This is a genomic window from Salmonella sp. 3C (assembly GCF_025426275.1).
Classification (GTDB): domain Bacteria; phylum Pseudomonadota; class Gammaproteobacteria; order Enterobacterales; family Enterobacteriaceae; genus Salmonella; species Salmonella enterica.
Window position 1 is genome coordinate 2,441,405 of the sequence record NZ_CP104858.1, and the last position, 11,840, is coordinate 2,453,244.

Annotated in this window: 11 protein-coding genes; 8 read left to right on the forward strand and 3 right to left on the reverse strand. The window is 53.5% G+C overall.

All coding sequences use genetic code 11. From position 1 onward, the window contains the following. The first annotated feature begins 19 nt into the window (after positions 1 to 19). Both N7E69_RS11585 and N7E69_RS11590 read left to right on the forward strand, forming a co-directional pair. The gene (locus N7E69_RS11585; RefSeq protein ID WP_001131963.1) at positions 20 to 307 is read left to right on the forward strand and encodes a BrnT family toxin; all 288 of its coding nucleotides are present in this window, start codon (positions 20 to 22) and stop codon (positions 305 to 307) included. Further along, positions 294 to 596, forward strand: a complete 303-nt coding sequence (locus tag N7E69_RS11590) for a BrnA antitoxin family protein (protein WP_000063141.1) — start codon at positions 294 to 296, stop codon at positions 594 to 596. Before N7E69_RS11585 ends, N7E69_RS11590 begins: the two co-directional genes overlap by 14 nt. Positions 597 to 670: 74 nt before the next feature. Here N7E69_RS11590 and yjiA read toward each other — a convergent pair whose 3' ends face one another. The 3 genes from yjiA to btsT all read right to left on the reverse strand — a co-directional run bounded on the left by yjiA (position 671) and on the right by btsT (position 4,086). Beyond that, positions 671 to 1,627: a GTPase gene (gene yjiA / locus N7E69_RS11595; protein ID WP_000187843.1), complete on the reverse strand. Its 957-nt coding sequence runs from the start codon at positions 1,625 to 1,627 to the stop codon at positions 671 to 673. 10 nt (positions 1,628 to 1,637) lie between these two features. Continuing rightward, positions 1,638 to 1,841, reverse strand: coding sequence for a YbdD/YjiX family protein (locus N7E69_RS11600; RefSeq protein WP_000460616.1), 204 nt, complete (start codon positions 1,839 to 1,841; stop codon positions 1,638 to 1,640). A gap of 94 nt (positions 1,842 to 1,935) precedes the next feature. Then, the gene (gene btsT, locus N7E69_RS11605; RefSeq protein WP_000379928.1) at positions 1,936 to 4,086 is read right to left on the reverse strand and encodes a pyruvate/proton symporter BtsT; all 2,151 of its coding nucleotides are present in this window, start codon (positions 4,084 to 4,086) and stop codon (positions 1,936 to 1,938) included. A 366-nt stretch (positions 4,087 to 4,452) separates the two neighbouring features. Between btsT and tsr the strand changes: the two genes are divergently transcribed. The 6 genes from tsr (at position 4,453) to N7E69_RS11635 (ending at position 11,833) form a co-directional block, all read left to right on the forward strand. Next, positions 4,453 to 6,114 carry a methyl-accepting chemotaxis protein gene (gene tsr, locus N7E69_RS11610; protein WP_000919512.1) on the forward strand — a complete coding sequence of 554 codons (1,662 nt, stop codon included), beginning with the start codon at positions 4,453 to 4,455 and terminating at the stop codon, positions 6,112 to 6,114. A gap of 322 nt (positions 6,115 to 6,436) precedes the next feature. Then, positions 6,437 to 9,202, forward strand: a complete 2,766-nt coding sequence (locus N7E69_RS11615) for a sigma 54-interacting transcriptional regulator (RefSeq protein ID WP_001224224.1) — start codon at positions 6,437 to 6,439, stop codon at positions 9,200 to 9,202. Positions 9,203 to 9,303: 101 nt separating this feature from the next. Beyond that, positions 9,304 to 9,726 (forward strand): PTS sugar transporter subunit IIA, encoded by a 423-nt coding sequence (locus tag N7E69_RS11620; protein ID WP_000820693.1) that lies wholly within the window; start codon positions 9,304 to 9,306, stop codon positions 9,724 to 9,726. A gap of 14 nt (positions 9,727 to 9,740) precedes the next feature. After that, on the forward strand, positions 9,741 to 10,202 hold the full coding sequence (locus tag N7E69_RS11625; protein ID WP_000634729.1) for a PTS sugar transporter subunit IIB: 462 nt from the start codon (positions 9,741 to 9,743) through the stop codon (positions 10,200 to 10,202). 25 nt (positions 10,203 to 10,227) lie between these two features. Next, complete coding sequence (locus tag N7E69_RS11630; protein WP_000228864.1) at positions 10,228 to 11,007, forward strand: PTS mannose/fructose/sorbose/N-acetylgalactosamine transporter subunit IIC; 780 nt, start codon at positions 10,228 to 10,230, stop codon at positions 11,005 to 11,007. Then, positions 10,985 to 11,833: a PTS system mannose/fructose/sorbose family transporter subunit IID gene (locus tag N7E69_RS11635; protein WP_000178065.1), complete on the forward strand. Its 849-nt coding sequence runs from the start codon at positions 10,985 to 10,987 to the stop codon at positions 11,831 to 11,833. The genes N7E69_RS11630 and N7E69_RS11635 overlap by 23 nt, the downstream gene beginning before the upstream one ends. Positions 11,834 to 11,840 lie beyond the last annotated feature (7 nt).

The window sequence follows — 11,840 nt, forward strand, 5'->3', positions numbered from 1 at the left end:
ATACAATTAGGGAAAACACATGCCGATGGAGTTTGAATGGGATGCGAACAAGGCTAAAAGCAACCTGAGGAAGCACGGTGTCCGCTTTGAGGATGCGGTACTGGTGTTTGACGATCCCCGACACCTGTCACGTCAGGAGCGTTATGAGAATGGAGAATATCGTTGGCAGACCCTCGGCCTTGTTCATGGCATTGTGGTCATTCTGGTTGCTCATAGCGTTCGGTTCGAAAGTGGTTTTGAAGTTATCCGTATCATCAGCGCTCGCAAGGCAGACAGAAAAGAGAGGAATCGTTATGAGCATGGTTAAACATAAACGCGGCAATGCATCCGCGCTGAGTGCTCAGCATGAGGCTGAACTGAAGGCGCTGGCGAAAAAATCAGATGATGAGATTGATTACAGCGACATTCCCGCTTCGGAGGATGGGCAGTGGTCTGAAGCAGTGCGTGATAAGTTTTTTCGCCCGTTAAAAACTCAGGCCTCGGTGCGTATTGACGCCGATGTGATGGAGTGGCTGAAACGGCCAGGAAAAGGCTACCAGACGCGGCTCAATGCCATTCTGCGCGAGGCGATGCTGCGCGAGCAAAATAAGAAATAGCCCGAAGATGCCGGATGGCGGCTGCGCCTTATCCGGCCTACAAATTCCCGCCAGGCCAGATAAGCGCTTAATGGTTACTTCCTTAACCCCGCAAACGCCGCTCTGATCTCGTCTTCCGGCAACTGGATCCCGATAAATACCAGCGTGCTGTGCGGCGTTTCGTCGCCCCACGGTCTGTCCCAGTCGGCGCTGTAGAGGCGCTGCACGCCCTGGAACAGCAGGCGGTTGGGTTCGCCGTCGATCCACAGCATCCCTTTGTAACGCAGCAGTTTATCCGCTGATTCCAGCAGCAGGTTTTCCATCACCCGCGAAACCTCGCTGATATCCACCGGGTAATCCAGTTCCACCACAATTGACGACACATCGTTCTGTTTATCGGCAATAAAGTGGAAACGCGGTTGGCTTGCCAGCACGCTCTCTTCCAGCATAAAGCCGCTGGTATTAAACAACTGACTCAGGTCAATATCGCCGTGTACCACGGTGTAAACCGGGGCGCGGGCGTTGATACGCGCCAGCCGCTCGCGCAGTTTCTCGCTGTCGCCTGCCACGTCGGTTTTGGTCAGCAGGATACGGTCGGCGTAGCCTATCTGCGACTGGGCGATGGTGAACTGGTTCATCTGCTCGTTAGCGTGCACCGCGTCGACCAGCGCAATCACGCCGTCTAACAGGTAGCGTTCGCATAATACGTCATGGGAGAAAAAGGTCTGAATTATCGGGCCGGGGTCAGCCATGCCGGTGCATTCAATCACCAGGCGGTCGAAAGCAATATCGCCGCGGTCGCGGCTGTCGAGCAGGTCTAATAGCGCATCTTCCAGCTCGTTGGAGCGGGTACAACAGATGCAGCCGTTAGTCAGGGTTTTGATCTGTGTGGCGCGATCGCCAATCAGTTGATCGTCAACGGAGACTTCGCCAAATTCGTTTTCGATAACGGCGATTTTAAAACCATGTTGTTCGTTGAGGATATGGCGTAGTAGGGTGGTTTTGCCGGCACCAAGAAAACCGGTAAGTAGGGTAACTGCAATCGGGGTCATAGTCTCTCCATTAACAACAGCGCATACCGCCTTTGCCATCGCCGCCGTAACGTGCTTGCTGACGTTCGCGGAAGAACTCTTCATAGGTCATGTACGGCTTGTCGGGATGGTTGGTTTTCATGTGCTCGACATAGTTGTCGTAGTCCGGAATACCAATCAACATTTTTGCCGCCTGGCCGAGATATTTTTTTGCCTGACCTAAAGTATCAAACATTCTGCCGTCCTGTTAATGAATAAAGCCGGATGGCGGCTTGCGCCTTATCCGGCCTACACTAGCCGGGATCGCTGTGCGCTACCCGGCATCAGTTTTAGTGGTGTGAAGAGATCTTCACGCCGCCCTCCGGCACGGGCACATACGGGGTTTCTTTGTCGGTACGTTTATCGCTGTTGCGTACCTTCATCCAGGTGGTGAAACCGTAGAAGATAATACTGTACACCACCACCAGGAACAGAATACTCAAACCAGCGTTAGTGTAGTTGTTCACCACGATATGGTTCATATTGGCAATCTGCTGCGCGGTCAGGTTGGTGCCGTTGGCAATCTTCTCTTTATACAGGTTTGCCATGTAGAAGAAACCTTCCATCTGTGGGTTGGCGCTGAACAGTTTCAGGCCCAGTGCCCAGGTGGTGCAGATCAGCAGCCATACCGCCGGGATTACCGTCACCCAGATGTACTTGGTGCGCTGCATTTTGATCAGTACCACGGTGCTCAACACCAGCGCCACGGCGGCCAGCATCTGGTTAGAGATACCGAACAGCGGCCACAGGCTCTTCACGCCGCCCAGCGGGTCGACCACGCCCTGATACAGCAGATAGCCCCACAAACCGACGCAGCCTGCGGTACCGATGATACCCGCGACCAGAGAATCGGTTTTTTTCAGGAACGGGACGAAGTTACCCAGTAAATCTTGCAACATAAAGCGGCCGGAACGGGTACCCGCATCCAGTGCGGTCAGGATAAACAGCGCTTCGAACAGAATACCGAAGTGATACCAGAAGCCCATATCCGCCATCGGCAGGACTTTGTGGAACACATGCGCGATACCTACTGCCAGCGTTGGCGCGCCGCCTGCGCGGTTCAATACTGACGGTTCACCGATATCTTTCGCAGTTTGCAGGATTTGTTCCGGGGAAATCACAAAGCCCCAGGAGCTGACGGTCGCCGCTGCATGTGCGGTAACGTCTTTCAACTGCGCCATAATCAGCGGCGCGTTCTCGCCGCCCATCTCGTGCAGGTTTGGCATGGTAATGCCCAGACCTGCCGGCGGGGTGTTCATCGCGAAGTAGAGACCCGGTTCAATGATCGAGGCCGCCACCAGCGCCATCACTGCAACAAAGGACTCCATCAGCATCGCGCCGTAGCCGATAAAACGCGCATCGGTCTCACAGGCCAGCAGTTTCGGTGTGGTGCCGGAAGAGATGAGCGCGTGGAAGCCAGAGACGGCGCCACAGGCGATGGTGATGAACAGGAACGGGAACAGAGCGCCTTTCCACAGCGGGCCGGTACCGTCGACATACTGCGTCAACGCCGGCATTTTCAGTTCTGGGTTGAGGATCACAATCCCCAGCGCCAGACCGACGATCACGCCGATTTTCAGGAAGGTAGCGAGATAGTCGCGCGGGGCGAGGATCAGCCATACCGGCAGCAGCGCGGAAACAAAGGCGTAGCCGATCAGCGCGAAGGTAATGGTGGTGTCTTTAAAGGTCAGCGCCGGGCCCCAGTAAGGGTCGTGGGCAATCACGCCGCCGAAGTAAATAGACGCCACCAGCAGCACGATACCAATAACGGAGACTTCGCCTACGCGTCCCGGACGCAGGAAGCGCATGTAGATGCCCATAAACAGCGCAATCGGCACCGTGGAGCAGACGGTGAAGACGCCCCACGGGCTTTCGGCCAGCGCTTTAACCACGATTAATGCCAGCACCGCGAGAATGATGATCATGATTAAGAAGCAGCCGAACAGCGCGATGGTGCCTGGAACGGTACCCATCTCTTCTTTGATCATCTCGCCAAGAGAGGCGCCGTTACGGCGGGAAGAGATGAACAGCACCATAAAGTCCTGCACTGCGCCCGCGAGCACCACGCCCGCCAGTAACCACAGTGTCCCCGGCAGATAGCCCATCTGCGCGGCCAATACCGGCCCGACCAGCGGACCTGCGCCAGCGATGGCGGCGAAGTGGTGACCAAACAGCACGTAGCGGTTAGTCGGCACGTAGTTCAGGCCGTCGTTATTGATAACCGCCGGCGTCGCGCGCGTCGGGTCGAGTTTCATGACCTTCTGGGCGATGTACAGGCTGTAGTAGCGGTAAGCCACCAGATAGACGGAAACGGAAGCGACCACGATCCACAGGGCGCTCACGTGTTCACCCCGACGTAGGGCAACGACCGAGAGGCAGAAAGCACCGATGATTCCGAGAATCACCCAGGGTATGTGCTTGAATATCTTTTTCGTATCCATAGTAAAACCTGGTTGTAAGTTTAATTATCAGCCGAAGCTGGGTGGACATTGAGTTCGTGTTTGAGGAGGTAGATTGACTGCTATGCTGAGAGGATCTTGCCAGATCATCGCGCGCGTAAAGTTAGGTAAATCAGTGAGTGGTTGTATGGCGGTTTAAGCGGTCGGACGTACCGGTAAGCGGTTTCGCGGAGGAGGGCGTGGGCTATTTTATGTGATTGAGATCACGATATAAAATGGGACGATCCTTGTTGCGCGGGGCGTCATAACGACTTCACTGAGCTAATCGTGATATTAATGGCGCGCATCCCATAAAGTTTTCCCTTTCCAGGCCGAAAATTCTGTATCTGTCTAGCGGAAAGAGAAAACATGTTAAAGCGAATTAAAATTGTTACCAGCTTACTGCTGGTATTGGCGCTATTTGGCCTTTTACAACTGACATCCGGCGGGCTGTTCTTCAACTCGCTGAAGAATGACAAAGAAAACTTCACCGTATTGCAAACCATTCGTCAGCAGCAGTCTGCCCTGAATGCAACCTGGGTGGAGCTGTTGCAAACGCGTAATACCCTGAATCGCGCGGGTATCCGCTGGATGATGGACCAGAGCAATATTGGCAGCGGCGCAACTGTCGCTGAACTGATGCAGGGGGCGACCAATACGCTGAAGCTGACCGAAAAAAACTGGGCGCAGTATGAGGCGTTACCACGCGATCCACGTCAGAGTGAAGCGGCTTTCCTTGAGATCAAACGAACCTATGATATCTACCACGGCGCGTTGGCGGAGCTTATTCAGCTTCTTGGCGCGGGTAAGATTAACGAGTTTTTTGATCAACCGACTCAAAGCTATCAGGACGCTTTTGAGAAGCAGTACATGGCCTATATGCAGCAAAACGATCGTCTGTACGATATTGCTGTTGAGGATAACAACAGTTCCTACAACCAGGCGATGTGGGTACTGGTCAGTGTGCTGATTGCCGTTCTGGTGGTCATTATCGCCGTCTGGTTCGGCATCAAACTGTCGCTTATCGCCCCGATGAATCGTCTGATTGAAAGCATTCGTCATATCGCCAGCGGCGATCTGGTGAAGCGTATCGACGTGGAAGGCTCCAACGAAATGGGGCAGTTGGCTGAAAACCTGCGTCATATGCAAAGTGAACTGATGCGTACCGTTGGCGATGTACGTAACGGCGCGAATGCGATCTATAGCGGCGCCAGCGAGATTGCGATGGGCAACAACGATCTCTCTTCCCGTACTGAGCAGCAGGCAGCGTCTCTGGAAGAGACCGCCGCCAGTATGGAACAACTGACCGCCACCGTGAAACAGAACGCCGAAAACGCCCGTCAGGCCAGTCACCTGGCATTGAGCGCCTCTGAAACAGCGCAAAAAGGCGGCAAAGTGGTGGATAACGTCGTACAAACAATGCGCGATATCGCCTCCAGTTCGCAGAAAATCGCCGATATTATCAGCGTAATCGACGGTATTGCTTTCCAGACCAATATCCTGGCGCTGAATGCGGCGGTAGAAGCGGCGCGCGCAGGCGAGCAGGGACGCGGGTTCGCGGTGGTGGCCGGTGAAGTCCGTAATCTGGCCCAGCGGAGCGCGCAGGCAGCGCGGGAGATCAAGAGTCTGATTGAGGATTCCGTGAGCCGTGTTGATGTAGGTTCGACGCTGGTCGAAAGCGCCGGTGAAACCATGGATGAGATCGTCAATGCAGTGACCCGCGTGACCGATATCATGGGCGAGATTGCCTCGGCGTCTGACGAGCAAAGCCGTGGTATCGACCAGGTGGGCCTGGCGGTAGCGGAGATGGATCGCGTAACGCAGCAGAACGCCTCGCTGGTGGAAGAGTCCGCCGCCGCGGCTGCGGCGCTGGAAGAGCAAGCCAGCCGTCTGACCCAGGCCGTCGCGGTGTTCCGTATTCAACAGCAACAGCAGCGTGCGCGTGATGTGGCTGCGGTAAAAACCCCGGCAGCCGTGTCGTCACCAAAGGCCGCTGTGGCCGACGGCAGCGATAATTGGGAAACGTTTTAAGGGCGTATGGTGAACAGTCGGCCTACAGACGACCGTAGGCCGGATGAGATGTTCACACTTTTGCCTGATGGCGTAGCGCTTACCAGGCCTGGCAGTCCGCGCAGGCCGATTTTAAACCAGCATCAGGCGCATGGTGCAGCGTGATTCATACGCCAGGCCGTGCGCCGCTTCCTTCTCTCTTTTCTGATATCGCGCGCTAATCCAACGTTGAGTGAAGGTGTGCGGTGATCCACAAAAAATGAATAAAGCGAGAGAACGCACGGCAGGAGAGCCTTGTTTCGCGGCATCATAATTGCTGATGTGGTAATCGTGAGAGGATACGATGCGCAAAGATGCCCTGCTTGCTTTCCTGATGAACCAAACGGATTTTTTTGATCCGGAAAATGTCAGTGAGGTGTTTACCGCGCGCTATCTGGCGCAGCGTTTTAATATGCAGCGTAATACCGCCAGCCATTATCTGAACCAACTGGTGGCGCAGGGCGTGCTCTGCAAAATCAATACCCGTCCTGTCTATTTCCTGCATAAGCAGGCATTTAGCCAACAGTTTTTTACCCTTTCGCGTAATGAATACGCCAGCGTCGCGGAGCTGTTAGCGCACGGGGAACAGGAGTGCGCGCCGGACGATCACTTTTCTCTGTTGATTGGTCATAACGAAAGCCTGAAGCGGCCGATTGAGCAACTGAAAACCGCGCTGTTTTATCCCGACGGCGGACTGCCGCTACTGATGACCGGCGAAAGCGGCACCGGGAAAAGTTATCTGGCGCAGCTCATGCACGAATATGCCATCGCCCAGGCGCTTCTGTCGCCGGATGCGCCATTTATCAGTTTTAATTGCGCCCAGTATGCGAGCAATCCCGAACTGCTGGCTGCGAATCTTTTTGGCTATGTGAAGGGCGCGTTTACCGGCGCGCAGAGCGACAGACCGGGCGCGTTCGAGGTGGCTGACGGCGGCATGTTATTTCTGGATGAAGTCCACCGGCTGAGCGCCGAAGGGCAGGAGAAGCTCTTTACCTGGCTCGATCGTGGTGAAATTTATCGGGTAGGCGACACCGCGCAGGGGCATCCGGTTTCGGTACGTCTGGTATTTGCGACGACCGAAGAGATACACAGTACCTTTCTGACGACATTTTTGCGACGCATCCCGATTCAGGTCAACCTGCCGGATCTCCAGCACCGTAGCCGCCAGGAAAAAGAGGCGCTGATCTTACTGTTTTTCTGGACGGAGGCGAAAAAACTTTCGGCCACGCTTATCCTCAAACCGCGTTTGTTGCAGATCCTCAATCAATATGTTTATCGCGGCAACGTCGGCGAGCTGAAAAATGTGGTGAAGTATGCGGTGGCGACGGCATGGGCGAAAAAGCCTGGGCAGGAAACCGTTACCGTGTCGCTGCACGATCTGCCGGATGCCATGCTGTCGGCATTGCCGTCACTGAATGAACCGCTGGCGGACGACACGCCGGTGAGCATCTCGCCCGACACGAACCTTACCTGGCTGCTGCGCGCCCGCGACGAGATGCAGGGCATGATCCATGATACGCAGTGTCATGTGCTGGCGCTGTACGAGCTGGTACGTAGCGGGAAAGAGGGGTGGGAGACGGTACAAAAAAGAATGGGCGATGAAATTGAGACCCTCTTCGATCGCCTGATTTTTACCGGCGACGATAATGTGCACTCACAGCGGTTGCTGTTAATTACAAGCCAGGTGCGGGAAGAGTTTTATCGTCTGGAGAAGCGCTTCAATATGCAGCTTAACGGCAACTGTATTTACGCGCTTAGCCACTATTTAATCCATCGTACCGCACTGGCGCCTTCTCGTCTCAACAGCGAGCAGATCCGCCAACTGGACGCCTTCCTCGCCCAGAAATATCCGCTACTGTACAGCTTTTGTTTACAAATTCTGGAGACGCTGGGCCAGAAGCTGGATCTGGAGCCGAGACGCATTGATATGCTGCTGCTGGCGCTTTGGCTGCATAAACAGGGGGCTAACAACCAAAAACAGGTGACGCATGCGGTGATTCTGGCGCACGGCTATGCCACCGCCAGCAGTATCGCCAACGTCGCCAACCGGCTACTGAAAAATACGATTTTTGAATCGTTCGATATGCCGCTGGACGTCACGCCGGAGGCGATAGCGCAGCAGGTGATGCGCTATCTGGAAGAGCATCCGCTCGCCTACGGCCTGATGATTCTGGTGGATATGGGATCGCTCAAGGCCATTCATCGCCATTTTGATCGCGCGCTTTCCACGCCGGTGACGATTATCAACAACGTCTCGACCAGCATGGCCCTGTATGTAGGGGAGCGTATTTTACAGGGGCATTTTATTGAAGAGATCGCCCGCGATATCGCCCGGGATGTGCCGGTCGAGTATCAGCTCTACTGGCCGAAAAGCAACAAACCGCGCGCCATACTGACCACCTGCGCGACCGGTATCGGTGTGGCGACGAATCTTTGCGCATTGCTGAGCGCCAGTATTCCACAGGCGCTGGAGATTGACGTCGTCGCCTGCGATTATGCGATGCTGGCGAACAATAAAACCCAGGAGCCGGTATTTATGCGCTACGACGTACTGGCGATAGTTGGCACGCTGGACCCGCACATCGCCAGCGTGCCGTGGATTTCGCTCGACTCGCTGATCTCCGGCGAGGGGAACCACTACCTGATGCGGCTGTTTGGTTCGCTAACCACTCCGGAGCAGGTGGCGGAGATCAACAACCTGCTGCTGAAAAATTTCTCGCTCCGACGAGTGATCGAATCCGTCACCATCCTCGACACCAGCAAAGTCATCAACCACGTTGAGCAGTTTCTGCTGCGCTATGAGCATCTGGCGGGCGTTACCGTCTCGAATGAAAGAAAGGTGGCGCTCTATGTGCATATTAGTTGCCTGATTGAGCGTCTGATCCGCCATGCGGGCATTACTGCCTGGAGTGGGCAACAGTGTCCGGAACAGGAACTGAATCGGCTACGGGAAGCGTTTAGTGTCATTGAGAGTAACTACAGTGTCAAAATCCCCACCGCCGAGCTTGGCTATATTCATAATATCCTGACCTTCGAAACAGAACTTATCGAGCAAGATCAACAGTTTTAACTATTTCCCTCTGTTAACCCGCATCTTTTTTCGGCGCGCCACTTTTTCTGGCACGCCGCTTGCTCTCTTTTATCACAGTGGAATGTGTTTTAGAGGTCAGGATGAAGAGACATTATATTTTCGCCAGCCACGGCACGCTGGCCAGCGGAGTTTTAAACTCCGTGGAGCTGATTTTAGGCAAACGGTCAAATGTCTGGACGCTGTGCGCTTACGTTGAAGAGAGCGTGGATTTAAGCCAGCAGGTAGATACGCTAATTGCCCGGATCCCGCCGGAAGATGAAATTATTGCGCTGACCGATATTTTTGCCGGCAGCGTGAATAACGAATTTGTCCGTTATTTATCACGGGAAAATTTTCATCTGCTGGCAGGGATTAACCTGCCGCTGGTTATCGATCTCTTTATGTCGGAAAACGATGGCAATACCACGCATACCATAATGACGGCGTTAGCGGATTCAAAAGAAAATATTCAGTACTGCAATCAAACTATCACCAGCGCCATGCAAAGCGATAAAGATTTTTAAGGGGAGGAAGCGTCATGATTGTTTTTTTACGGGTGGATCATCGTTTATTACATGGACAGGTCGCCTTTTCCTGGACGCAGTACGTTGGCGCAGACTGTATTTTAATTGCCAACGACAGCGTACCTAATGATGACCTGCGTAAAACCACCATTAAGATGGCGAAGCCGCCCGCGGTGAAGCTGGTTATTAAAAATATTGCCGATTCAATTGAAGCGATAAAAAGCGGCGTTACCGATAAATATAAACTTTTTATTGTTGTTGAATCCGTGGCGGATGCGTACCGGCTGGCGCGCGAATTACCCGACATTAAAAGTATTAATTTAGGCGGCACGAAGGTACGTGAAGGGAGCCAGAATATTGCTAAAGCCATCAATCTGTTAGCGGATGAAATGACTCAACTTCGGGAGCTGGCGGCTGGCGGAGTAGAGATAGAAATTCGGCTGGTGCCTAACGATCGTAAACAACTTTTTGCCTGAGCGGATACCCTCCTGAGGACATATTATGGTAGAGGCGCTTTTACTTGGACTGGTGGCGTTTATCGCCCAGTCTGAATATGCATTAGGGACGTCGCTGATTTCCAGACCTATCGTGACCGGACTTTTAACCGGACTGGTGCTGGGCGACATGGAAACCGGAATTGTGATGGGCGCGACGCTGGAGTTGGCGTTTATCGGTTCCTTTTCGGTGGGCGCGTCGCTGCCCCCGGATGTGGTCACTGGCGGTATTTTAGGTGTGGCCTTTGCGATTAATTCCGGCGCTGGGGCGGAAACCGCGCTGTTATTAGGTTTGCCTATCGCGACACTGGCGTTAATTGTGAAAAATATCTATAACGGAATGTTTATTCCGTTGCTCTGTCATAAAGCCGATGCTTACGCTGAGGTGGGGGATACCCGGGGCATTGAGCGTATGCATTTAATCTCCGGCATTGGGCTGTCGCTGATGCTGGGGATTATCGTCACGGTCTCTTATTTAGCGGGCGTGAATATGGTTAAAGGTTTTCTGGATGCCATTCCAGAATTTATTAAACATGGATTAAGCGTTGCCACCGGTATTATTCCCGCGCTGGGTTTTGCCATGCTGGCGCGCTTATTAATTAATAAAAAGGTCGCCCCCTATTTTTTCCTCGGTTTTGTTTTAATGGCGTATTTAAAAATTCCGGTGACGGGTATTGCGATTCTCGGCGCGATCGTCGCCGTCGTGATGGTCAATATACCGAAATTTGCGGCCTCGCAACCGGCACCTGCGCAAGGAGCGTCTCATGACGATGAAGATGATTTCTGATAAAGACCGCCAGCAGGCGGAAACCACTGGTCTGGTCACCGCGCGTGATTTACGCCGCGTCTTCTGGCGGTCATTCCAGATGGAGTTTTCCTGGAACTATGAACGACAAATGAACCTGGCGTTCGTCTATACGCTCATTCCGGTATTAAAGAAACTGTATAGCCGAAAAGAAGATCTTGCCGAAGCGCTAAAACGCCATCTGGCTTTCTTTAATACCACGCCGCACATTGTGACGTTGATCCTCGGTATTACCGTGGCGATGGAGGAGAAAAATAGCCAGCAGAAAGAGATGGACGCCAGTTCTATCGATAACGTCAAAGCGTCGTTAATGGGGCCGCTGGCGGGTATTGGCGACTCTTTTTTCTGGGGAACATTGCGTCTTATCGCCACTGGCATCGGTACCAGTCTGGCGCTGAAAGGCAATATTCTGGGGCCGATTTTATTTCTGCTGGTGTTTAACGTACCGCATATTCTGGCCCGCTGGTTCTTTACCCGCTGGGGCTATGTGCTGGGAACCGGCGTACTGCAACGCATTCAGCAAAGCGGAATGATGGAAAGCCTAACCTATGGCGCCTCGATTATCGGTCTGATGGTGGTTGGCGCGATGACAGCCTCCATGATTGATATCACCATTCCCATTACGTTTGGTACGGGAGAGGCGAAAACCCATGTTCAGGACATTATTAACGACATCATGCCTTGTCTGCTGCCGTTAATTAGCTTCGCCATTGTGTACTGGCTTTTAGGGAAAAAAGTGAAACCGTTAACCATCATTGGCGGTATTGCGCTGGTGGGAATTTTCGGTTCCTGGATAGGGTTATTTTAAGAGGGAT